At 67.2% G+C, this 21,987-nt stretch carries 20 protein-coding genes; 9 read left to right on the top strand and 11 right to left on the bottom strand.

Features of this window, described 5'->3' with window-relative positions; translation table 11 throughout:
* The first annotated feature begins 21 nt into the window (after positions 1-21).
* The 8 genes from ACIBK2_RS04980 to pcaC all read left to right on the top strand — a co-directional run bounded on the left by ACIBK2_RS04980 (position 22) and on the right by pcaC (position 6,653).
* A complete protein-coding gene (locus tag ACIBK2_RS04980) occupies positions 22-846 on the top strand; it encodes a CoA transferase subunit A (protein ID WP_396963759.1) in 825 nt (274 codons plus the stop codon).
* Positions 843-1,589 carry a CoA-transferase subunit beta gene (locus ACIBK2_RS04975; RefSeq protein WP_396963757.1) on the top strand — a complete coding sequence of 249 codons (747 nt, stop codon included), beginning with the start codon at positions 843-845 and terminating at the stop codon, positions 1,587-1,589. Before ACIBK2_RS04980 ends, ACIBK2_RS04975 begins: the two co-directional genes overlap by 4 nt.
* The gene (locus tag ACIBK2_RS04970; RefSeq protein ID WP_396963755.1) at positions 1,586-2,767 is read left to right on the top strand and encodes a thiolase family protein; all 1,182 of its coding nucleotides are present in this window, start codon (positions 1,586-1,588) and stop codon (positions 2,765-2,767) included. The genes ACIBK2_RS04975 and ACIBK2_RS04970 overlap by 4 nt, the downstream gene beginning before the upstream one ends.
* Positions 2,764-3,492 carry a protocatechuate 3,4-dioxygenase subunit beta gene (gene pcaH, locus ACIBK2_RS04965; protein ID WP_396963753.1) on the top strand — a complete coding sequence of 243 codons (729 nt, stop codon included), beginning with the start codon at positions 2,764-2,766 and terminating at the stop codon, positions 3,490-3,492. Before ACIBK2_RS04970 ends, pcaH begins: the two co-directional genes overlap by 4 nt.
* Entirely contained in the window at positions 3,482-4,027 is a 546-nt protein-coding gene (gene pcaG / locus ACIBK2_RS04960; RefSeq protein WP_396963751.1) for a protocatechuate 3,4-dioxygenase subunit alpha, read from the top strand. The genes pcaH and pcaG overlap by 11 nt, the downstream gene beginning before the upstream one ends.
* On the top strand, positions 4,020-5,366 hold the full coding sequence (pcaB, locus tag ACIBK2_RS04955) for a 3-carboxy-cis,cis-muconate cycloisomerase (protein ID WP_396963749.1): 1,347 nt from the start codon (positions 4,020-4,022) through the stop codon (positions 5,364-5,366). The genes pcaG and pcaB overlap by 8 nt, the downstream gene beginning before the upstream one ends.
* Before the next feature lie 130 nt (positions 5,367-5,496).
* Positions 5,497-6,273: a 3-oxoadipate enol-lactonase gene (pcaD, locus tag ACIBK2_RS04950; protein WP_396963747.1), complete on the top strand. Its 777-nt coding sequence runs from the start codon at positions 5,497-5,499 to the stop codon at positions 6,271-6,273.
* Positions 6,270-6,653 (top strand): 4-carboxymuconolactone decarboxylase, encoded by a 384-nt coding sequence (pcaC, locus tag ACIBK2_RS04945; RefSeq protein WP_396963745.1) that lies wholly within the window; start codon positions 6,270-6,272, stop codon positions 6,651-6,653. Before pcaD ends, pcaC begins: the two co-directional genes overlap by 4 nt.
* Positions 6,654-6,669: 16 nt before the next feature.
* Here pcaC and ACIBK2_RS04940 read toward each other — a convergent pair whose 3' ends face one another.
* Genes ACIBK2_RS04940 through ACIBK2_RS04920 form a run of 5 tightly spaced genes read right to left on the bottom strand, consistent with a single transcriptional unit; the run spans position 6,670 to position 13,650 of the window.
* The gene (locus tag ACIBK2_RS04940) at positions 6,670-8,118 is read right to left on the bottom strand and encodes an NAD-dependent succinate-semialdehyde dehydrogenase (protein ID WP_396963743.1); all 1,449 of its coding nucleotides are present in this window, start codon (positions 8,116-8,118) and stop codon (positions 6,670-6,672) included.
* Positions 8,111-9,403: an aspartate aminotransferase family protein gene (locus ACIBK2_RS04935; protein ID WP_396963741.1), complete on the bottom strand. Its 1,293-nt coding sequence runs from the start codon at positions 9,401-9,403 to the stop codon at positions 8,111-8,113. The genes ACIBK2_RS04940 and ACIBK2_RS04935 overlap by 8 nt, the downstream gene beginning before the upstream one ends.
* Complete coding sequence (locus ACIBK2_RS04930) at positions 9,400-10,635, bottom strand: MFS transporter (RefSeq protein WP_396963739.1); 1,236 nt, start codon at positions 10,633-10,635, stop codon at positions 9,400-9,402. Before ACIBK2_RS04930 ends, ACIBK2_RS04935 begins: the two co-directional genes overlap by 4 nt.
* Positions 10,632-11,894, bottom strand: a complete 1,263-nt coding sequence (gene hemA / locus ACIBK2_RS04925) for a 5-aminolevulinate synthase (RefSeq protein WP_396963737.1) — start codon at positions 11,892-11,894, stop codon at positions 10,632-10,634. The genes ACIBK2_RS04930 and hemA overlap by 4 nt, the downstream gene beginning before the upstream one ends.
* Before the next feature lie 37 nt (positions 11,895-11,931).
* A complete protein-coding gene (locus ACIBK2_RS04920) occupies positions 11,932-13,650 on the bottom strand; it encodes an acetolactate synthase catalytic subunit (RefSeq protein ID WP_396963735.1) in 1,719 nt (572 codons plus the stop codon).
* A gap of 130 nt (positions 13,651-13,780) precedes the next feature.
* Between ACIBK2_RS04920 and ACIBK2_RS04915 the strand changes: the two genes are divergently transcribed.
* Entirely contained in the window at positions 13,781-14,662 is an 882-nt protein-coding gene (locus ACIBK2_RS04915) for a LysR family transcriptional regulator (protein WP_396963733.1), read from the top strand.
* Here ACIBK2_RS04915 and ACIBK2_RS04910 read toward each other — a convergent pair.
* The 6 genes from ACIBK2_RS04910 to ACIBK2_RS04885 form a co-directional block, all read right to left on the bottom strand.
* Complete coding sequence (locus ACIBK2_RS04910; RefSeq protein WP_396963730.1) at positions 14,659-15,495, bottom strand: hypothetical protein; 837 nt, start codon at positions 15,493-15,495, stop codon at positions 14,659-14,661. The two genes, ACIBK2_RS04915 and ACIBK2_RS04910, sit on opposite strands and share 4 nt — an antisense overlap.
* 227 nt (positions 15,496-15,722) lie before the next feature.
* Positions 15,723-16,496 carry a DUF4239 domain-containing protein gene (locus ACIBK2_RS04905; protein WP_396963728.1) on the bottom strand — a complete coding sequence of 258 codons (774 nt, stop codon included), beginning with the start codon at positions 16,494-16,496 and terminating at the stop codon, positions 15,723-15,725.
* A gap of 13 nt (positions 16,497-16,509) precedes the next feature.
* Entirely contained in the window at positions 16,510-17,592 is a 1,083-nt protein-coding gene (locus tag ACIBK2_RS04900; protein WP_396963726.1) for a polyprenyl synthetase family protein, read from the bottom strand.
* Positions 17,589-18,713: a flavodoxin-dependent (E)-4-hydroxy-3-methylbut-2-enyl-diphosphate synthase gene (gene ispG, locus ACIBK2_RS04895; protein WP_396963724.1), complete on the bottom strand. Its 1,125-nt coding sequence runs from the start codon at positions 18,711-18,713 to the stop codon at positions 17,589-17,591. The genes ACIBK2_RS04900 and ispG overlap by 4 nt, the downstream gene beginning before the upstream one ends.
* The gene (ispH, locus tag ACIBK2_RS04890; RefSeq protein WP_396963722.1) at positions 18,713-19,663 is read right to left on the bottom strand and encodes a 4-hydroxy-3-methylbut-2-enyl diphosphate reductase; all 951 of its coding nucleotides are present in this window, start codon (positions 19,661-19,663) and stop codon (positions 18,713-18,715) included. Before ispH ends, ispG begins: the two co-directional genes overlap by 1 nt.
* On the bottom strand, positions 19,660-21,969 hold the full coding sequence (locus tag ACIBK2_RS04885; RefSeq protein WP_396963720.1) for a germacradienol/geosmin synthase: 2,310 nt from the start codon (positions 21,967-21,969) through the stop codon (positions 19,660-19,662). The genes ispH and ACIBK2_RS04885 overlap by 4 nt, the downstream gene beginning before the upstream one ends.
* Positions 21,970-21,987 lie beyond the last annotated feature (18 nt).

Raw genomic sequence — 21,987 nt, 5'->3', positions numbered from 1 at the left:
TACGAAACGTAAGGAGTGATTGTGGCCCGGATATCGTCCCTGGCGGATGCGGTGGCAGAGCTCGTGCACGACGGCGACATCGTCGCGCTGGAGGGTTTCACGCACCTGATCCCGGTCGCGGCCGGGCAGGAGATCATCCGGCAGCGCAGACGCGAGCTGACTCTGGTCCGGATGACCCCGGACATCGTGTACGACCAGCTGATCGGCGCCGGATGCGCCGCCAAGCTGGTGTTCTCCTGGGGCGGCAACCCGGGTGTTGGTTCGCTGCACCGGTTCCGGGACGCGGTCGAGCATGCCTGGCCGAGGGCGCTGGAGATCGAAGAGCACAGTCACGCGGGCATGGCCAACCGGTATGTCGCGGGTGCCTCCGGGCTGCCGTTCGCGGTGCTGCGCGGTTACGTCGGCACGGATCTGCCGACGGTCACCGAGACGATCAAGCCGATCACCTGCCCGTTCACCGGGGAGCAGCTGACCGCGGTGCCCGCGATCAACCCGGACGTCACGGTGATTCACGCGCAACGCGCGGACCGGGCCGGGAACGTGCAGCTGTGGGGTCTGCTCGGCGTGCAGAAGGAGGCCGTGCTCGCCGCGCGGCGCAGCCTGGTCACCGTCGAAGAGATCGTCGACGAGCTCGCGCCCGTGCCCGGCGCGATCGTGTTGCCCGCCTGGGCGGTGACCGCGGTCGCCGAGGTGCCCGGTGGCGCGAATCCTTCGTACGCCCATGGGTATTCCGAACGGGACAATGCGTATTACGCGGCCTGGGACCCGATCAGTCGTGATCGAGCGCGATTCACCGAGTGGCTCCAGGAGCACGTGTACGCCGATATCGCTGGGAGTGTGGCATGAGCGGGTCGACCGCTGACGAGACGATGACCGTCGCGGCGGCGCGGGCGTTGCGTGGCGGCAAGCGGTGCTTCGTGGGCATCGGGTTGCCTTCTACGGCAGCGAATTTGGCGCGGACTACGCATTCGCCGGATCTGGTGCTCATCTACGAGTCCGGCACGCTGGGGTCCAAGCCGGGCAGGCTGCCCGCCTCGATCGGCGACGGGATTCTCGCGGAGACAGCCGATGCGGTGATCAGTGTGCCGGAGGTGTTCAACTACTGGCTGCAGCCGGGGCGGATCGACATCGGGTTTCTCGGTGCCGCGCAGTTGGATCGGTTCGGGAACATCAACACCACCGTCATCGGTGACTATCGCAATCCCAAGGTGCGGTTGCCCGGGGCGGGGGGTGCGCCGGAGATCGCGGCGTCCTGCGGTGAGGTGTTCGTCGTCGTCCGGCAATCTCGCCAATCCTTTGTCGAGCGAGTCGATTTCGTCACCTCGTTCGGACACGGACGTGGTGGTGGCGAGCGCGCGAAGCTCGGGTTGCGTGGGGCGGGGCCGACTCAGGTCATTACCGATCTGGGCATCATGCGGCCCGACGATAACGGCGAGTTGGTGCTGACTGCGGTACATCCGGGCGTCACGGTCGAGCAGGTGCGTGCGGCGACGGGCTGGGAGCTGAAGGTTGCCGACGACCTGGCGGTCACCGAGCCGCCGACCGTCGGCGAACTCGCGGCCCTGCACACCTTGCAGGCGGCGTCATGAGCGGCGCGTTTCTCTACGACGGTGTGCGAACGCCCTTCGGCCGCTACGGCGGAGCGCTCGCCGGTGTCCGTCCCGACGATCTCGGCGCGCACGTGCTGCGTGTGCTGACCGAACGCACCGGGCTGGACCCGGCGACGGTCGATGACGTGCTGTTCGGCGCCGCCAACCAGGCAGGCGAGGACAACCGCAATGTCGCGCGGATGGCCGCGCTGCTCGCGGGCTGGCCGACGTCGGTGCCCGGCACCACCGTGAACCGGTTGTGCGGGTCGAGTCTGGACGCGGTGCTGCACGCTTCGCGGTCCATCGAGACCGGCGACGCCGCGACCGTGGTGGCGGGCGGCGTCGAGTCGATGAGCCGCGCGCCCTGGGTGATGCCCAAGCCGCCCAAGGGATTTCCCGCGGGCGATGCCACGCTGCATTCGACCACGCTCGGTTGGCGGATGGTCAACCCGGCGATGCCCGATCAGTGGACGGTGACGCTGGGCGAGAGCACCGAGCTGCTCGCCGACCGCTTCGGCATCGATCGCACGGCGCAGGACGAGTTCGCCACGCGCAGTCACCAACTTGCCGCAAAGGCTTGGGACAACGGGTTTTACGACGACCACGTCGTGGCTGTCCCGGATGCCGACCTCGCTCGTGACGAACCGATGCGCCCGGACACCACCGTGGAAAAGCTGACGCGACTGCGGCCGTCGTTCCGCCCGGCCGGGACCGTCACCGCGGGCAATGCCTCGCCGTTGAGCGACGGCGCGTGCGCGCTGCTGCTCGGCGACGAGGCACTCGCCGAGCGGATCGGCCGAGCACCGCTTGCCCGGATCGCCGGGCGCGGTGCGGCAGGTGTCGACCCCGATGAGTTCGGCATCGGTCCGGTGCAGGCCGCGCGAAATGCGTTGCGCCGAGCCGGAATCGGCTGGGGTGATATCGGCGCGGTCGAGCTGAACGAGGCGTTCGCCGCGCAATCGCTGGCCTGCCTGGCCGGGTGGCTCGACCTGGACCCGGAGATCGTCAATGTCAATGGCGGCGCACTCGCGCTCGGTCATCCGCTCGGTGCGTCCGGCGGCCGGATCGTCAACCAGCTGGCCCGCGAAATGCGGCGCCGCGGCAGCCGATGGGGACTTGCCGCATTGTGCATCGGTGTGGGTCAAGGCCTCGCCGTCGTCCTGGAGGCAACATCATGAAGACTCGACCGCACCCGGCAAGGTTTCGTCACGACCCCGACGACATTCACCCGCCGTTGGACTATCCCGACTACACCTCCACGGTGCTGCGGCATCCGCGGGAATCGCTGATCCTGTTGCCGCAGCGGCTGACCGAGCTCACCGGTCCGGTGTTCGGTTCGGATCGATTGGGGCCCAAGGACAATGACCTCACCGCGCAGCATGCGGGCGAGCCGATCGGTCAGCGCATCATCGTGCACGGCCGACTGCTCGACGGCGACGGCAAGCCGATCCCGCGCTCGCTGGTCGAGATCTGGCAGGCCAACGCGGGCGGTCGCTATCGGCATGATCGCGATCGCTGGAACTCCGCGCTGGATCCCAACTTCGACGGTGCCGGGCGCACCTATACCGACGATGCGGGGCGCTACGAGTTCACCACCATCAAGCCTGGCGCTTATCCGTGGCGCAACCACCACAACGCGTGGCGGCCTGCGCACATTCACTTCTCGCTGTTCGGGCAGGCGTTCGCGCAGCGGCTGGTGACGCAGATGTACTTCCCGGACGATCCGCTGTTCTTCCAGGATCCGGTCTACAACTCGGTACCCGAGCACGCTCGCGAATTACTGGTCAGTCGTTTCGATTACCAGCGCACCGAGCCGGCGCAGGCGCTGGCCTTCGAGTTCGACATCGTGCTACGCGGGCGCGACGCCACACCTTTCGAACACGAGGAGGACGATGATGATTAGCTTGCGCAGCACCCCGTCCCAGACCGTCGGCCCGTTCCTGCACATCGGCCTGATCCAGGACGACAGTGTGTTCGCCGTGCCGTTGGGGACGCCGGGCGCGGTGTGGATCACCGGCCGGGTGTTCGACGGTGCGGGCACGGCCATCGATGACGCCATGGTCGAGACCTGGCAGGCCGACCTCGCCGGACTGGTGGACGATGACGAGATCCCAGGCGACCGACTGGGTTTCGCGCGCAGCGACACCCGGCTCGGGCAGTTCGCGATCTACACCGTCGTCCCGGGCCCGGTGTGTGACGATGCGGGCGGGCGGCAGGCTCCGCACCTCGATATGTCGGTGTTCTCCCGCGGACTGCTGCATCGGGTGGTCACCCGGGTCTACTTTCCGGAGCACGCCGACCGGCATTCGGTCGACCCGGTGTTGGCGACGGTGCCGCCGGAGCGCCGCGACACGTTGATCGCGGTGCGCGACGGTGCCGGGTACACCTTCGACGTGCACCTGCAGGGCGACGGCGAGACGGTGTTCTTCGATGTCTGACGGTCTGTTCGACGGCGTGCTCGCGGCGGGACCCGTCGCCGAGCTGGTCGGCGATCGGGCCTGGGTGCAGGCGATGCTCGACTTCGAGGCGGCGCTCGCACAGGCCTGCGCCGCGGCCGGCGTGATTCCGGAAGCGGCGGCGCGGGAAATCGAAAGGGGTTGTTGTGCTGAGGATTACGACATTGCCGCACTGAGCGCCGATGCGGTGCGGATCGGCAATCCGGCGGGCCCGCTGGTGCGCGAACTGACTGCGCGGGTCGCGCCGGGGTCCGCCGGATATGTGCATCTGGGCGCGACGAGCCAGGACGTTATCGACACCGCCGCGATGCTGGTGACCGCGTGGGCGCTTGCCGCACTACGCGTCGATGTGCACGCCTGCGCGGTGCGGCTCGCGCAGTTGGCCGAGGAGCACGCGGGCACGGTGATGGCCGGTCGGAGCCTGCTCCAGCAGGCACCGCCGGTGACTTTCGGGCTCACCGCAGCCGGGTGGCTCGGTGGCCTCGTCGCGGCGCTGGATCGCATCGACGTGATTCGCGAAGAGCGGCTCGCCGTGCAGTTCGGCGGCGCGGTAGGCACCTTGGCGTCGTTGCGCGGCAACGGTATTCCGGTCATGCGCGAGCTCGCCCGCCGCCTCGAACTCGCCGAACCGGTGCTGCCGTGGCACACCGAGCGCAGTCGGATCGGCGAGATCGCAGGGGCGCTCGGGCAGACCTGCGGCGCCGTCGCGAAGATCGCCCGCGACATCACCCTGCTCGCGCAGACCGAGATCGCCGAGTTGTCCGAGCAGGGCCCACCCGGCAGCGGCGGCTCATCGACCATGCCGCACAAGCGAAATCCCGTCGCCGCGGTCCTCGCCGCCGGGTCGGCGGCCCAGGCTCCCGGACTGGTCGCCACCCTGCTGAGCGGAGCAGCGCACGAACATCAGCGGGCCGCCGGGTCATGGCATGCCGAGTGGCGGCCACTGGTCGAATTGTTGCGCAGCACCGGGTCCGCGGTGCACTGGCTTCGGGTGTGCCTGGATCGCCTCCACGTCGATCCAGAGCGCATGCGCGCCAACCTCGACAGCACCGGCGGCCAACTATTGGCCGAGCAGGTCGCCATCGAGCTGATGTCGGTGTCGAACGGCGCAGTGGGCAGGCAAGAAGCAGGCGACCTGGTCGCGGCCTGCTGCGGTCAGGCCGGAGCGGACGACCTCGCCGATGTGCTCGCGGCCGATGTCGTGATCGGAAAGTTCTTGGACCGCAATCGAATCGGCGAACTGCTGGAGCCGTCCGGCTACCTAGGATCCGCCGACGAGTTCCTCCGCCGCGCGCTGCGCGATTGGCAGTCGCGTCCATGAGCGGTCCGACGAGGTCAACCGTCACAGCCGCACGCGTTTTGACATACGCACGCGTGTCAGCGCGGCGATTCGCGGTGCGGGAAATCAGTAGGCGTGCGGCTGGACGCAAGATTGGTAGCGAGGTGCAGCGGTGACAGCAGTTGAGGTCGACTATGTCATCGACGGGTCACCAGCGGGCACTCCCGTCGTATTGAGTGGCTCACTCGGCAGCGATCTGCGCATGTGGGAGCCGCAGGTCGCTGCGCTCGCCGCAGCGGGCTACCGGGTCGTGCGTTACGACCACCGCGGCCACGGACGTTCCCCAGTACCGCCTGGCCCCTACGCATTGACCGATCTCGGCTCCGACGTGCTCGCGCTGCTCGACCGCCTGGACATCCGCCGGTCTCATTTCGTCGGCCTGTCCCTCGGCGGCATGGTCGGTATGTGGGTTGCCCAGCACGCGCCACACCGCCTGCACACTCTCACGCTCGCCTGCACCTCGGCCGAACTCGGCCCGCCCAGCGGCTGGGCCGAGCGCGCCGCCCTCGTTCGAGCCGAGGGAACCCAGGCGGTCGCGGTCGCAGTCGTGCAGCGCTGGTTCACCCCGCAGTGGCGCGCCGCGCACCCCGAACGGACCCGCGACTACGAGGACATGGTCGCCGCCACCCCCGCCGAGGGCTACGCCGCCTGCTGCACGGCGATCGAAACAATGGACATCGCCGCCCGCCTAGCGAGAATCAGCGCACCAACACTGGTCATCTCGGGCGCGGACGATCCAGCGACCCCACCGCCGCACGGACAGCGGATAGCCGACACCATCCCGCTGGCACACCTCGAAACCATCAGCCCAGCAGCACATCTCGCCAACGTCGAACTACCCGAAACCATCAACGACCTGATCCTCGGCCACCTGAAGGAGAATTCGTGAACGAGCGCGCACAACAGGGTGCCAAGGTGCGCCGCGAGGTCCTCGGCGACGCCCACGTCGACCGCGCCGAAGCCAACACCACCGACTTCACCCGCCCCTTCCAGGACTACATCACCGAATCGGTCTGGGGCGGCATCTGGACCCGCCCCGGCCTGGACCGCCGCACCCGAAGCTGCCTCACCCTCGCGATCCTCACCGCCCTCGGCCGCCACGAGGAGATTGCCATGCATGTCCGCGCAGCCATCGGCAACGGCGTCACCCGCGCGGAGATCGCCGAGGTCCTCCTGCACACCGGCGCCTACGCCGGAGTCCCCGCCGCCAACGCCGCCTTCGCCATCGGCCAAAAGGTCCTCGATGACCTCGAGGATCCGGACCGGTAATTACGGATCGCGTCGACTAAGGCAGGGCGATGTATTTGGTTTCGAGGTATTCCTCGATGCCTTCGGTGCCTGCTTCGCGGCCGAGGCCGGATTCCTTGACGCCGCCGAAGGGGGCGGCTACGTCGGAGATGATGCCTCGGTTGATGCCGACCATGCCGGTTTCGAGGGACTCGGCTACGCGTAGGGCGCGGTCGAGGTCGGTGGTGTAAATGTAAGCAGCCAAGCCGAATTCGGTGTTGTTGGCGGCGATGATCCCCTCCGTCTCGCCGTCGAAGCCGGTGATGGCGGCAACCGGGCCGAATACCTCCTCGCGCAGGATGCGGGCGTCGGCGGGGACTTCCGCTAGGACGGTCGGCTCGTAGAAATAGCCTTCGCCTGCGATGCTCGAGCCGCCTGTCGTGACGCGTGCGCCCTTTTCCTTTGCGTCCCTGACCAATTCGCTGACGGTGGTGCGTTGCTTCTCGCTGATCAGCGGTCCGACCTGGACCCCGTCGAGGTGGCCGGGGCCGATCTTCAGCGCACGCATGCGGTCGGTCAGTTTGGTGGTGAACTCCGCGCGGACGGCGTTGTCGACGTGGAAGCGGTTCGCCGCGGTGCAGGCCTCGCCGGTGTTGCGCATCTTGGCGGCCATGGCGCCGTCGACCGCGGCATCGAGGTCGGCGTCGGCGAACACGACGAATGGGGCGTTGCCGCCGAGCTCCATCGAGGCGCGCAGCACGCGGGTAGCCGCTTGCGCGAGAAGCAGTTTGCCGACGGCGGTGGAACCGGTGAAGGTGATTTTGCGGAGCCGGTCGTCGGTGAACATCGGGTCGGTGAGCGGCGCGGCGTCGGAGGTCGGCAGGATCGAGAGCACGCCGGGTGGCAGTCCCGCGTCGGCGAAGACCTGGCCGAGCAGCAGCATGGTCAGCGGCGTCTCGGCGGCGGGCTTGACCACCATGGTGCAGCCCGCCGCGAGGGCGGGGGCGATCTTGCGGGTGCCCATCGCGAGCGGAAAGTTCCATGGCGTGATGGCCAGCGTCGGGCCGACGGGCTGTTTGGTGACGAGGATGCGGCCGCTGCCCGATGGTGCGTGCGTGTAGCGGCCGTGCACGCGGACCGCCTCCTCGGCGAACCAGCGCAGGAACTCCGCGCCATAGCTGACCTCGCCGTAGCTCTCGGCCAGCGGCTTGCCCATTTCCAGCGTCATCAACAGTGCGAAGTCGTCGCGTCGCGCGATCACCAGTTCCCAAGCGCGGCGCAGGATTTCGGCGCGGTCGCGGGACGGCGTCGCGGCCCAGGCGGCTTGCGCATCGGCTGCGGCATCGAGCGCGTGGGCGCCGTCGGCGGCCGACGCGTCGGCGACCTCGATCAGGACCTTGCCCGTTGCGGGGTTGTCCACGGGGAAAGTGCGGGCCGCCGGTACCTGCTTGCCGCCGATCCACAGATCGGTGGGCAGCGCGGCGAGCAGTTCGGCCACCTCACGCATTGTCGGCTCGGATCTCGGCGACCTCGGCCAGTGCCTTGTCGAGCCGCTCGATGAGCTCGTCGATGAGCTCCGGCGTGCTGTTCAGCGGCGGAGCCACGAGCACCGAATTGGTCGCCTTGCCGATACCAGCCGGGCACAGCACGAGCCCATTCATTTTGGCGGCGGCGATGATTCGCTTGTTGGTATCAGCAGGCTGGTCGGCGTTGATGTGCAACGCTCGCATGAGCCCGATACCCGATTGATCCGACAGCAGTATCGGATAGCGGCCGCACAGGGTGGTCAGCGCCGCCGCGAGGTGCCCACCTGTCGTGGCCGCATTGCTCAACAAACCCTCGTCCTCGATGACACTCAGCACCGCGTTCGCGGCCGCGCAGGCGAGCGGATTCGCGGACATGGTGTGCCCCAGCGCAATCGGCCCGAGCGGCTCCGCGATGGCGGCGGTGATCGTCTCGGCGATCAAGGTGACCGCGAGGCTGGTGTAGCCGCCGGTGACACCTTTTCCCGAGGTCAGGATGTCGGGAGCGATGCTGGAATGATCGCAGGCCCACCACTTTCCGGTGCGCCCGAAGCCGGACATCACCTCGTCGGCGATGAGCACGATCCCGTTGTTCCTCGTCTCCCGGCGTAACCAGTGCATCGTAGGGACATCGATCGGCGCGGCACCCGAGGACGCACCGCCGAGCGGTTCGATGACGATCGCGGCCACCTTGGACGGCCCGACGCCGAGCAGGGCCTGCGCCCACTCTTCGTGGGTGGCCCGCCGCCGACCTGGCTTGGGCCGCACCAGAACTCGATTCCCGCTCGGCTGCCCCAGCAGGGGTTCCACCGAAGGATCGCGCTTGTTGGGGCTGCCGGTGATGGACAGTGCCCCCGCCGTCATCCCGTGGTAGCTGGGCTCCTCGGACAGCACGACGGTGCGCTGCGGCTTGCCACGCCGGTGCTGGTAGGCGAAAGCCAGCCGCAGCGCGCACTCGTTGGCCTCGGACCCCGAGTTGCTGTATTCGATCGCTGCGGTTTTGGCGGGTGCGATCGCGAGCAGCCGTTCGGTGAGCCGCAGCGCCGGGTCGTTCCGGAATTGCGTGCGGTGCACGAAGGTCAGCTGCCCGAGCTGAGCTTCGATGGCCTGCAGGACTTTCGGATGCGCGTGCCCGACGTTCACGTTCAGGACACCGGAAGACCCGTCGAGATAGTCGTTTCCGTCGGCGTCGTAGATGTAGGGGCCCTGGGCCCAGGCGGCGACGGGGAGGGCGGTGCGGCTTGGCGCCGTGGCCGGAGCGGGAATCATGCTGGCTGACGGTCCTTTCGAATGAGCACGAGCAGCGCGGCCGCGACCAGGGCCGCCGCGATGCCGAGGAAGCCGGTCACCCCGGCGAAGGCGGCACCGCCGACGGCGAGCGTGCCGAGCAGCGTGGTGCCGATCGCGATGCCCGCGTTCATCATCGAGTTGTTCCAGGCGACGACGGACGCACGCTGGGTCGGATCGGCCGACGACAGGTAGGCCTGCTGGCTGGAGTAGAACGCTCCGCCGAAGACACACCACAGGGTCAGCGCCACCAGCGCGAGGATCATGTTCTCGGTACTCAAAGCCACTGCGGCACAAGGCGCGAACGCCGCCGCCGCAATGACCGACACCCACACGCCGCTCACCTTGCGTCGATGCAGGTGATCCAGGATGGTGCCGGTGCTCAGCGAGCCGATCAGCGACCCGGCCCCGACGAGCAACCCGACGAGACCAAGTGCGTTGAGGCTGAACCCGAACCGCTGCGCGAAGATCACCCCGACGAACGTGTACGCGCCGAGACGCCCCGCCTGCAGGAACAGAGTTGCAATGAGTCCCAAGCTGATTCGCGGTTGCGCCCACGGTGCCAGGAGCGCCTTGAAGCCGCGCGAGGTCCCGGTCGCCGGAATGTGATCGAGCCGCAGGTACAACACCGCCGACGTCGCGATCATCAGCACACCGACGGCGAGGAACGGCCACCGCCAACTCGTCAGTGAGGCAAGGCCCGCACCGAGCGGCACGCCGAGCACCTGGCCGAGCGAGTAGACACTCGCGCCGAGCGAGATCACCCGTCCGCGCTTGTGCTGCGGGGTGCGTTCGGCGAGATAGGCCCAGATCGCGGGGGCCGCGATCGCCGCGCCGAGGCCGGTGATGCCGCGGCCCGCGATCAGCATGGCCAGCGAGCTCGACGCCGCGCACGCCAGGTTTCCGAGCATGAAGACGAGCGAGCCCAACAGGATCGACCACCGGCGCGGGTACCGGTCGGCGAGGATGCCGAATGGTGGCCCCGCGACGGCATAGACGAGAACGTAGGCCGTGACGATGGTGGCCGAGGCGGCCACCGACGCGTGCAACGACTGGGCGATACCCGGCAGCATCGGTGCCACGAGGTACATTTCGGCGCCCATGAGGAAGAACGCGGCGTAGAGAAGTATGTGCTGAGCCCACGGCGTTGGGGACTCGGCCTCCGCCGCCGGCCGCAGGCTCCGGGGTGGCTTGGGCCGCGTCTCGAGACTCATACCGAAACCTTCTCCAGCGCTTCGTGCGTGGCGATCGGGAGTGTCGGACGACGCGGCAGGTTCAGGCGAGACCAGACGGTGTCGATGATCTCGGCGAATCGGTGCACGGCCGCGGGACTGTGTACCGGTGATGGATTGATCCGGAGCCGCTCGGTGCCCCGCGCGACGGACGGGAAATTGATCGGCTGGGCGTATTGGCGGTATTCCTCGAGGAGGATGTCGGCCAGTTCTTTGCATTTGTACGGATCACCTACGAGAACGGGAACGATATGGCTTTCGGTGGACACCAACGGGATTTCGGCATCGGTGAGCAGGTCCTGGAGTAGTCGCGCCCGGTGGTGCAGCAGGATGCGCTCGTTGTCCGATTCCCGCAGGTGCCGCACGCTGGCCAGCGCGGCGGCCGCGAGGGCGGGCGGCATGGCGAGGGTGAAGATGAAGGCGGGCGCGAAGCTGCGCACCGCATCGAGGATCGGCGCGGGCCCGGTCAGGTAGCCGCCGAGCGTGCCGTACCCCTTGGCGAAGGTGCCCATCAGCAGATCGACCTGATCCGCGCAGCCCATGTGAGCGGCCATGCCGGACCCTTCCGGGCCGTACATGCCGACGGAGTGCGCCTCGTCGACGTAGACCAGCGCGCCGTGTTTCTTTGCCACGGCGCACAATTCGGGCATCGGCGCGACGTCGCCGTCCATCGAGTAGATCGATTCGAAGGCCACGATTTTCGGGCGGTCGGGATCGGTGGCCGAGAGCAGCTCGTCGAGATGGGCCGGGTCGTTGTGCCGGAAGATCTGCCGCTCGGCGCGCGAGGCGCGCATGCCGAGGATCATCGACGCGTGATTCTGTTCATCGGAGAAGAAGATGGCGCCGGGCAATTCCTTACCGAGCACGCCGAGCACGGCGTCGTTGACCGCGTAGCCGGTGATGAACGTCAGACCGGCTTCCTTCCGGTGTAGTTGCGCCACTTCGCGTTCGAGCAGGATGTGGGTGTGGTTGTTGCCGGAGATGTTGCGCGAGCCGCCTGCCGCGACACCCGAGCGATTCACCGACCGGTGCATGGCCTCGACCACGGCGGGGAACTGGCCCATGCCGAGGTGATCGTTGCTGCACCACACCGTGATCTCGCGCAGCCCGTCCCGGTGGTGGTGTACCGCGTGCGGGAATCTGCCTGCCAGGCGCTCGATTTCGACGAATGTTCGGTACTGACCCGAAGCCCGGATGTCGTCGATTCGTCTTTCGAAGAAGGCCGTGTAGTCGAATGTCATGGGAGTCTCCGTTTTCTCGAAGTGTGTGATTTGTCGGTCAGTTGAGTTTCTGGTCGGCAAGGTGGTCGGTGAGCGCCCGGTTGGTGTCCCACCCGGTGATGGGTGGATAGGCGTCGGAATCGGTGACGATGTCGAGCACGGTGGTAACCGGATCGACGATCGCCTTCGAAAGTGCTTCGCGCAGTTCCACATCGGTGTGGATGGTGTGACCCCGTGCGCCGCACGCGGTCGCGATCTGCGCGTGGTCGACGTGACCGAGCTCGACGGCCGAGGTCGGCCGGCCGAACTGGACGATTTCGGCGTGCTTCTGGTAGCCGAGGATGGAGTTGTTCAGCACGAGCACAACGACATCCAGGTTCTCCCGGACGGCGGTCTCGATCTCGGCCCAGCAGTGCGCGAAGCCGCCGTCACCGACCAGGCAGATGACCGGCGAGGCAGGCCGCGCCGCCTTCGCCCCGATCGCCAGCGGCAGTCCCCAGCCGAGCCCGGCCATGCCGCGCGGCAGGATGAATCGCTGCCGGTGGGTGGTGGCGCGGACGTAGTTGGCCACCCAGATCGAGGAGTAGCTGGCGTCCGCGACGACGATCGCGTCATCGGGCAGCAGGGTGCTGATCTCGTCGGCGACCCGTTCGGGGCGCAGCGGCTGTCGCGTCGAGGTGCGCACGGCGGCCGTTGTCGTCTCGAATTCGGCTCGGGACCGGGCGATTTGGGCAGTGATCGCGGGTCGGTCGGTGCTGCGCTTGCTCAGGTCGAGGTCGCGCAGTGCGGCCGAGAGGTCGTCGATGCCGGTCCGGACGTCGCCGACCAGCCGTAATGACGGGTAGTTGCGGCCGATCTCGGTGGGATCGATGTCGAGGTGGATGAAGGTGGCGTCGCGGGGGAACAGGCTCCAGCCGTCGGTGCCGTTCTCGTTGGTGCGGGAACCGGCGAGCAGGACGGTGTCCACCTCGGCGATCCATTCCCGCATGCCGTGCGAAACCCCGTGTGGGCCCATGTAATTGCCGATGACGCCGACGCTCAAGTCGTCGGTGTCCGGGACAACGCCCTTGCCCATCGGTGTGGTCGCGACCGGCAACGACGCCAGATCGCTCAACCGGGCCAGCGCGGCGCCCGCGTCGGAGGAAACCGCTCCGCCGCCAGCGACGACGAGCGGCCGCTTGGCACCGGCCAGCAATTCCGCAGCGGTACGGACGGCGTCTTCGGGCGGGCGGATCCGATCGAGCGGGAACACCGTCGGACCGAGGTGCTCGGGTGGGGGCGGCGCGGCCAGTTCGAGGACGTCCTTCGGCAGCATCAGAACCGCGGGACCCGGCCGTCCACTGGTCGCCGCCCGGAATGCCGCGTCGATATAGTCGTGCACGCGGTCCGGATCGTCGAGGCGGTCGAACCATTTGGTGCAGCCGGAAAACAGACTTTGGTGATCAATCTCCTGAAACGCATTTTTGTTGCGAATCGGGCTCGGTACGTCCTGAATGAGCGCGACCACCGGAATCGAGACCTTCGCCGCCTCGGTCAGCGGCGGCACGAGCAACGTTGCCGCAGGACCGTTCTGTGCCACTACTACAGAACAGTGTCCGGAAACTCGGGCAAAGCCGTCGGCCATGGTGCCGCCCGCGTTTTCGGTGCGATAAACGATCTGGCGGATGCCGAGATCCTCGGCCGCCAAAACCAGCAGCGACGGCAGGCTCTGGCCGAAGAATTCGGATATCTGCCTGGCTCGAAGATTCTCGGCTATGGCGGCGGCGACTGTCGGCATCGGAACACCTTCTCGCGGTAGCGGACGTGGACTGGATCGGTAGCTACAGTCTCGGCCTGCGCAGAACGCCAGGTCCAATACGTATTTACTTCCCGTTGATAAGAAACTCTTATCTGGCTAGGCTGACCGCGTGGACGACCTACGTCGCGTTCGTTACTTCCTAGCGGTAGCCGAGCACCGACACTTCGGTCGCGCGGCCGAGGCGCTGCACATCACTCAACCCGCGCTATCTCAGCAGGTCAAGGCGCTGGAGAAGGAGCTGGGCGTCGAACTGCTGGCCCGTACCGGCCGCGGTTTCGTCATGACACCGGCCGGACTCGCGCTGCAGGCGGGCGCCCAGCAACTACTCTCGGCCGCCGCTGACCTGGAACGCACCGTTCGCGCCCGGGCCTCGGGCACGGCCGGGGAACTGAAGGTGGCCTTCACTCGATCGGGCTCCGACAGCGATATTTCCCAGCGCATCAGGTCCTTCCGTAAGGAATTTCCGGACATCGATGTGTCGACCATCACGGGGTGGACCTCGTGGAATCTCGACCTGCTCGAATCGGGCGAGGTCGATGTCGCATTCGTGCGCGGAAATATCGCCCACCCGCGGGTGCAAACGCACCTGATCGGGCTGCAGGAAGCCGCAGTGGTGGTCTCCAAAGGGCATCCGCTGGCCGAAAAGGCCAGCGTCGAAATCGGCGATATCGTCGACGAACCGATCGTGCTCTGGTCACGTCAGACCGGACCCGACTTCTACGACGAACTGGTCAGCCATATCTGGGGCGACGGCGCGCCGAACCTGGTCGCCGAGGAATCCGACGCCGAACAGGTCCTCGACCTGGTATCGAGCGGTACCGGAATCAGCGTGCTCGACCGCAAGCGCGCGACCCGAATCGCGCACGAAAACATCGTCGTCATTCCGTTCGGCACCAACGCGCCGCAAATCGCCATCCAGATCGCCTGGATGCGCGGGTCGGACGCCCCGGCCCTGGCACATTTCCTCGAATGGTGGCGGCGCTGTAGTTAGTTCGCGTGCCTGCTGCGTCGGACGACGGTGACGCCACGCACGGTGGTGAGGATCGCGACCACCATGATCGTCAGCAGCTGCATGATGTTCCAGGCCACGGGGTCTGGCTTGGGTTCGGCTTCCGCCAGACGCATTGGCAGGGGCTGACTTTCGATGACCGGCAGGTTCGGTATCGGCGGCGTCGGCTCGGGTTCGGGCGGTGGCGGGGCCTCGACCGGGGGAGTAGCGATGACCGGTAACGCTGGGGCCGGTGGGCCGAGCAGCAGTGGTGCACCGGGAAACGGCGGCAAGTCGCGCGGCCACAGCAGACACGCCAGCCCGCTGCCCGTGGCGGCGCTGCCGACGACGACGCTGCCCAGCGCGGAACCACTGGAGCCGAGGATGCCGTGCGAGCTGCCGGTCACCAGGCCGAGTAGAATCAGTGCACCGCCGACCGCGACGCTGCCGGTGCATGCGTTGCGGGTGTCGTCGGAGTCGAGATCGGGACCTTCGGCAGAACCGCCGGGCAAGGGCTGCGCGGCGATCGGCTTCTCGGCCGGTGCTGGTTCCGGGGCGCTGGCTTGCCCGGTGCGGGCGGCAGTTCCGAGACCGAGGCCGGTGCTCGCGCTGCCACTGCTGAGATAACCGTGCCCCGCCGGTGCGCTCGGTCCGAGGCCGAGTTCCGTTCCGGCGAATGCACTTCCGGTATCGGCTGACCCCGAAGACGCACTCCCACTGACGATTTCGCCGATCGACGGCAACGGATCCGCAGCCGCGACAGCGTTGTGACCGGCCAGCAACGCCGCGGCCAGCGGCAGCGCCGACGCGATGACAAGTCCCCTGGTGTGTGCCATGAGCGCACATCCCATCTTTAATCGGTGTTCAGACAAAGAATTCCGCTAGTGCCGCGTCCAGAATGGTCGGCCCGATATCGACCGAAGGCGCCCTTCATCGCGTCCGGCCAACCAAAGGGCACCCTCGGTCTGAAGGTGCCGACTGACCGAAGGGGTCCTTCATCGACTCAGACCGGCTGAAGGGCGCCTTCGGTCGGGTTTCATATCCAACGTATCCAGACGCGGCGCTAGGTGATGTGCTGGAAACGGGACAGCGCCGAGGTGAAGGCATCCTTCGGCACGATGTTCCCGCCGGAGAACGGCCGATCGAGGCCGTAGATCGCGACGATCGCCGCGCCGACCACGATGCCGAGCAGCGCGGTCATCAAGACGCTGCGTTTGGTGACCTCGACGCCGGAGAGCACCGCCGTGCACAGCAGCAGCACCGTGGTGAACCACAAAGCGGTGTACAGGAATCCGGGCATGCCGAGGTCGGCGTCCATCGAGCGATCGTGGCGGGCCTGCGCTACCGCCTCCAGGGCGGCGATGGCGCTGGCGCGCAGGTCGGTGACGTTGGAGTCCTGCGACTGGATGGCAAAGACGGTGTCCCGCAACGTATCCAGGGTGTCCTGGGTGGACTGGCTCATCCGGCCCTCGTTGTCCATCTCCGGCCACTCCACATTCACGACCTGCTCGGTGTAGTCGTGCACCAGCTTTTGCACCTGCTGGTGTTCGGGATCGGGCATCGAGTGGGCGGCCCAGTAGACGTCGATGAGCGCCTTGGACTCGGCGATCGTGTGATTGTGCGCGTTGTCGTACTGCTGCCAGCAGATCACCACGACGAAGGCGGCCACGGCCATGAAGAGCGTGTTGATCAGGTCGATGACCAGGGTGCCGGCCGCCTCGTCGTCGGTCTCGCGCCACGAGGCAGGCCGCAGCCGGTCCCCGATCACGAAGACGATAACCGCCACGACGGCGACGGCGACCGGCACGAGCAACTGCTGAATGAGCTCACTATCCATGACGCGGCCTTTCCTAGGTGTTCCTCGAGACGACTACATCGGCGACATGGCGCAGGGCCTGGCCGACCGCGGCAGGGAAGGGGGCGTCGTCGAGGGCGCGGTTAGCCTGCGCCCATCGGGTGCGAATCATCGCCTCGACGCGGGGACGCGCGGTGGCGGTGAGGATTTCGCGGCAGGTATCGGCCTGCCTGCTGTCCAATTCCGGATTGCCGAGCAGAGTGAGCAGCTGTGCGGCTTGCGCCGGATCCGCGTGTTGGAGGGCCAGCGCGACCAACGCGGTGTGCTTGCCGTCGCGCAGGTCCTCCAGATCGGACTTGCCGGTGCTCGCCGGGTTGCCGTAGACGCCGAGCAGATCGTCCTGCAACTGGAACGCCTCGCCGATCGGCCTGGCGTAGGCGGTGAGCGCCTCGCGCACCCCGGGGTGCGCGCCGGCCAGGACGGCACCGAGCTGCAGCGGACGTTCACAGGTGTAGGACACCGTCTTGTACCTGACGATCTGCATCGCATGGTCCAGGTTGGGTGACGGCCGCGCCGTGGTGATCAGGTCCAGGTACTGGCCGTACATGACGTCGGCGCGCATGCCGTCGAGGACCGTGAGCGACTCGGTCAGCTGGGTGGCGGTCAACTGTGCGGTGTGCAGCAATTCGGCCGACCAGACCATCGCCAGGTCGCCGAGGACGATGGCGCAGTGCGCGCCGAACTGGCCGGGGTCGCGGCGATCCTGATGCCGGGCCGCCAGCGCGCGGTGCACGGTCGGGTGATCGCGGCGGGTGTCGCTGTTGTCGATGATGTCGTCGTGGATCAGCACGGCGGCGTGGAACAGTTCGAGCGAGGCGGCGGCGCGCACGATCGGCTGCGGCACGGGCATGCGCCCGCCCGCGGCGTGCCAGCCGAGGACACACAGCAGCGGGCGAATTCGCTTGCCGCCCGCGAAAAGAAAGTCCCGCACGATATCGGTGACCTCATCGGGCAGTGCCGGTTCGGTGGCGGCGGCCTTGTCACGCAGGAACTGGCCGAGCTCGCCGTCCACCCGCGTCCGGATCGCGGCCAGATCCACCGGTGCGGGTGTCGCGGGCTCGGCGTGCGCGGTGGTCATGAGATCCCTTCCGCCGGTGCGTCTTCGAGGTGACTGGTGAGTGCTACGGCCTCGGCCACCAGCGTTTCGACGATGAGGTGTTCGGGCACGGTGCGAATCACCTTGCCCCGGACGAAGATCTGCCCCTTGCCGTTGCCCGAGGAGACCCCGAGGTCAGCCTCGCGGGCCTCGCCGGGACCGTTGACGACGCAGCCCATCACCGCGACCCGCAGCGGATGCGGGAAGCCCTCGAACGCCGCCTCCACCTGACCGGCCAGCCGATGAATATCGACCTGGAGCCGGCCACAGCCAGGGCAGGAAACGATTTCGAGCTTGCGCGGGCGCAGGCCGAGCGACTGCAGAATGTGACAGCCCGCCTTGACCTGATCGACCGGCGGTGCCGAGATAGACACCCGAATGGTGTCGCCGATGCCCTCGCCGAGCAGGATGGCGAAGGCGACCGCCGATTTGACGGTGCCCTGGAACATCGGGCCCGCCTCGGTGACGCCGAGGTGCAGCGGATAGTCGCAGCGTTGGGCGAGCAGCCGATTGGCGGCGATCATGGTGCGCGGGTCGTGATGCTTGACCGCGATCTTGAGGTCGGTGAAGCCGTGCTCCTCGAACAGCGCGGCCTCCCAGAGCGCCGATTCGACGAGAGCTGCCGCGGTGGCCGAGCCGTGCTTGGCGAGCACGCGCGGATCGAGCGAACCGGCGTTGACGCCGACCCGGATCGGAATGCCCGCTGCCGCCGCCGCTTTCGCGATCTCGCCGACGCGATCGTCGAATTGCTTGATGTTGCCTGGGTTCACCCGCACCGCCGCGCAGCCCGCGTCGATCGCGGCGAAGACGTAGCGCGGCTGGAAGTGGATGTCGGCGATCACCGGCAGCGGGGACCGGGCCACGATGGTCGGCAACGCGGCCACATCCTCGGTGGTCGGCACCGCGACTCGGACGATGTCGCAGCCCGCCGCGGTGACCGCGGCGATCTGCTGCAGTGTGCCGTCGATATCGGCGGTCCGGGTAGTTGTCATGGTCTGGACGGAGATCGGCGCGCCGCCGCCGACCGGGACACCGCCGATGTTCAGCCTTTTGGTGCGGTGGCGCGGGAGTGCGGTCGGCAGGCCGAGATCGCTAGTGTTCATCACAGGTGCCTGACGTCGGGTGGCGGGGCGAAGGCGATGTTCTCGACGGCCGTGACGTGTTCGCGGACGGTGAGCGGCCCCCAGGCGCGCAGCGCCTCGATGACCGCGTCGACGAGGGCCGCGGGCGCGGAGGCGCCCGCGGACAGGCCGATGGTGTCCGCAGCTTCGATCCAGGCGGGCGAGATCGCCGACGCATCTTCGATGAGGTAAGCCGGGATGCCATGGCGTTCAGCGACTTCCACCAGCCGCTGGGAATTGGACGAGTTCTCCGAGCCGATGACGAGCACGACATCGCTCTGCTGCGCCACCGCCTCCACGGCCTGCTGCCGATTGGTGCTTGCGTAGCAGATATCGGCGCTGCTCGGCCCGTGTAACTGTGGAAAGCGTTGGCGCAGCGCCTGAATGGTCTCCTCGGCTTCGTCGACCGAGAGGGTGGTCTGGGTCAGGAAGGCGACCTTGCCTTCGTCGGGGACCTGGAGCGCGGCGGCCTCGGCCGGACTGTCGATCACCACGGTCACCTCAGGCGCCTCGCCCGCGGTGCCCTCCACTTCCTCGTGCCTGGCGTGGCCGACCAGCACGATGGTGTTGCCGCGGGCCGCGAAACGCCGGGCCTCGGCATGCACTTTGGTGACCAGCGGGCAGGTGGCGTCGATCACGGTGAGCCCGCGTGCCTCGGCCTGTTCGTGTACGGCGGGGGAGACGCCGTGCGCGGAGAAGACGACCGTCGCACCGGTCGGCACCTCGTCGAGCTCCTCGACGAATATCGCGCCGCGCCCGGCCAAGTCGGCGACCACGTGAGTGTTGTGCACGATCTGCTTGCGCACGTAGACCGGCTCCTGACGGTCTGGCGCGGCCAGTAACCGTTCCACGGTGTCGATGGCCCGCTCGACGCCGGCACAGAAGGACCGTGGCGCGGCGAGCAATACCGTTCTCGCGCGGGCGGTGGTCATGGCGACACCGTTTGCGGGGCAGGTGTATTCGCCTTCAGTGAGCGGCAGAGTCCGTCGATGCGGACGGCTCCGGTGCCGAGTCCGCTCGGTCGCTCGAAGGACGGCGCCGGGCCCGCCTCGATCGGCGGTTCGGTGACCGGTTCGTCGGGCACGGACCGATAGCGGTCCGCTAGCTGCGCCTCCTTGTAGCGGCCACACGATATGTGCCAGTTGACGATTCCGGCCATCCAGTCCTGCAGTTCGACCGCGCGCCGGTCGAGCGAGTCGCGTACGTCCTGACCGAGGTCGTATTCCTCGTAGAGGGCGGGCAATTCGCTGCCGACGATGCGTTCGAACTGCTGCATCCGGGCGGTCAGCAGGTCGTTGACGATGGCGACGCCGTCCTCGGAACTGCAGTCGAAGAAGTTCTGCATGACCCGGACCGCGTTGTGGAAGTCGCCTTCGTACTGTGTCTCTTTCTGATACGAGAACAGGTCGTTCACCATCGTGGCGTAGTCGCTCGCGGTGTGCTCCAGGTCCATGATCGTCTGGGTGCGATAGACATCCGGCGGCACCAGATGACCGTGCGAGAACCGCGACAGCGCCATGGTGAGATCTGAACCGAAAGTGCGGCGGCGCATTTCGACATAGTCGACCGGATCGGGAATGCGATTGGCGATGTCGTTGGCCACCTCCCATTCGCAGCTCTCCAGGAAAGCCACTACGGCGCGGTGGAATTCACGCCTTTGCTCGTCGTCGAGGACGGCGGTGGTCCGGTGCCAGAGGTCGGCGAGGGCGCGCTCCATCGCGTTGGTCGCGGGCGGGACCACCTCGGACTCCAGCGGCATGAACGCGGAGAAGCGTTTGCCCTGAGCCTTGGCCGCGAGCATGTCCTTGCGTTGACCGAACACCTGGGGGTAGTAGTCGTCGACGTAGGTACCCCAAGCCAGCCAATTGGCCGACAGATCCAATTCGGCGAGGGTGGCGTCGGGATCCAAACCGGCTGAGCACAGCGCGAAGTCGAACTCGGCGAGGTCCACCGGACGCCACAGCACCCGGCCACCCAGTTCCGGTACCGGGCCGTGGAAGCCCATCTCCTTGCCCCAGGCGAGCAGATTCTCCCGCGCCGCGTCGACGAACGGACTCACCTGGAGTTTGTAGGGCAGATACAGCTCCGGCAACGCCGTCGGCCCGACCTCCTCGAAGCGCGGACGCAGGAAACTCTTCATCCGGCTCGGCCCGAGCGCCGCGTTGGGGGCGAACAGATACACTGCGGAACTGCCGAGGCCAACGGGTTTGAACAATCGTGGCAACGGGTCGCTCGCGGTCGTACCGCCCTTGTTCATGTATCTGCTGGAGCGCATGTGCCATTCGTGACCGCCGGATTGCCAGTCCTGCAATCCTTTTGCGTAGGCGACGACTGCGGCCTGGTCCTGCGGACTGGCCGCGTATTCGGCGAACAGCATCGGCAGTTCGGTGAGCGCGGTGTGCTCGAACTGTTGCAGACGTGAGGTCAGCAGATCATTGACGACGTCAGCGGCATGCTGGGTGTCGTAGCCGAAAAACTTTTCGACCACCAGGATTCCGTTGGCGTTCTCACCCTCCTCGCGCACCTCGCGTTCGTAGGAGAAGATGTCGTTGCGCAGGTGCACCGCGTCGGAGAAGGTGTCGCGCAGCACTTCCAGCGGTCGTGTTGCGGCGAGTTGAGCCGGTACCGCCGCACCGACGGCGTGCTCGACCAGGTTGGCCGACCACGGCGCGCCACCGACCTTGCGCCGCATCTCGATGTATTCGATCGGATTCGCGATCCGGCCCTCGGTGATATTGGCCAGCTCCCACCGCGACTCCTCCAGCAGCGCAGTGGTTGTCGCGACGAAGCGCTGCCGCCAGTCCATCGGCATCGACGGCACGGTCCGACCCCACAGGTCGGCGAGTCCGCGCTCGACGGGATTTGTCGGCTCCGGCATCGGGCCGCCGGCCAGCGGCATGAAGTCGCGCAGCCGCTCCAGATATATTCGCGCGCCCTCACTGTCCCGAGTTCGCTTGAACAATTCGAGGAAGTGATCGTCGAAATAGAACACCCACACATACCAGTCGGTGATGAGAGACAGTTCCTGACTGTCGCATTCGGGATGGGTGTAGGCACACAGCAAGCCGTAGTCGTGCTTTTCGAGGTCGGTCTCGTCCCAGATATGGTGTCCCTCTTGGGGTTCGAAGAAACCCATCTCATCGGCCCAGATCCTGGTGTGCGCGCGGGCGCTGTCCACGTGTGGGTTGAGCCTGGCCGGGTAGGGCATGTAGAAATCGGGAAGTTCGAAGGGCTGCATGTCATCTCCTTACGATCG

Source organism: Nocardia sp. NPDC050175 (genome assembly GCF_044459885.1).
Lineage (GTDB): Bacteria > Actinomycetota > Actinomycetes > Mycobacteriales > Mycobacteriaceae > Nocardia.
The sequence above is the reverse complement of the archived record's forward strand: the minus strand, read 5'-3'. Positions and strand labels throughout refer to the sequence as shown.

Excerpts from the sequence above, each read along its gene's own strand:
- ACIBK2_RS04975 (WP_396963757.1), top strand. The coding sequence starts at position 843 with ATGAGCGGGTCGACCGCTGACGAGACGATGACCGTCGCGGCGGCGCGG.
- ACIBK2_RS04970 (WP_396963755.1), top strand. The coding sequence starts at position 1,586 with ATGAGCGGCGCGTTTCTCTACGACGGTGTGCGAACGCCCTTCGGCCGC.
- pcaH (WP_396963753.1), top strand. The coding sequence starts at position 2,764 with ATGAAGACTCGACCGCACCCGGCAAGGTTTCGTCACGACCCCGACGAC.
- pcaG (WP_396963751.1), top strand. The coding sequence starts at position 3,482 with ATGATGATTAGCTTGCGCAGCACCCCGTCCCAGACCGTCGGCCCGTTC.
- pcaB (WP_396963749.1), top strand. The coding sequence starts at position 4,020 with ATGTCTGACGGTCTGTTCGACGGCGTGCTCGCGGCGGGACCCGTCGCC.
- ACIBK2_RS04940 (WP_396963743.1), bottom strand. The coding sequence starts at position 8,118 with ATGCGTGAGGTGGCCGAACTGCTCGCCGCGCTGCCCACCGATCTGTGG.
- ACIBK2_RS04935 (WP_396963741.1), bottom strand. The coding sequence starts at position 9,403 with ATGATTCCCGCTCCGGCCACGGCGCCAAGCCGCACCGCCCTCCCCGTC.
- ACIBK2_RS04930 (WP_396963739.1), bottom strand. The coding sequence starts at position 10,635 with ATGAGTCTCGAGACGCGGCCCAAGCCACCCCGGAGCCTGCGGCCGGCG.
- hemA (WP_396963737.1), bottom strand. The coding sequence starts at position 11,894 with ATGACATTCGACTACACGGCCTTCTTCGAAAGACGAATCGACGACATC.
- ACIBK2_RS04920 (WP_396963735.1), bottom strand. The coding sequence starts at position 13,650 with ATGCCGACAGTCGCCGCCGCCATAGCCGAGAATCTTCGAGCCAGGCAG.
- ACIBK2_RS04910 (WP_396963730.1), bottom strand. The coding sequence starts at position 15,495 with ATGGCACACACCAGGGGACTTGTCATCGCGTCGGCGCTGCCGCTGGCC.
- ACIBK2_RS04905 (WP_396963728.1), bottom strand. The coding sequence starts at position 16,496 with ATGGATAGTGAGCTCATTCAGCAGTTGCTCGTGCCGGTCGCCGTCGCC.
- ACIBK2_RS04900 (WP_396963726.1), bottom strand. The coding sequence starts at position 17,592 with ATGACCACCGCGCACGCCGAGCCCGCGACACCCGCACCGGTGGATCTG.
- ispG (WP_396963724.1), bottom strand. The coding sequence starts at position 18,713 with ATGAACACTAGCGATCTCGGCCTGCCGACCGCACTCCCGCGCCACCGC.
- ispH (WP_396963722.1), bottom strand. The coding sequence starts at position 19,663 with ATGACCACCGCCCGCGCGAGAACGGTATTGCTCGCCGCGCCACGGTCC.
- ACIBK2_RS04885 (WP_396963720.1), bottom strand. The coding sequence starts at position 21,969 with ATGCAGCCCTTCGAACTTCCCGATTTCTACATGCCCTACCCGGCCAGG.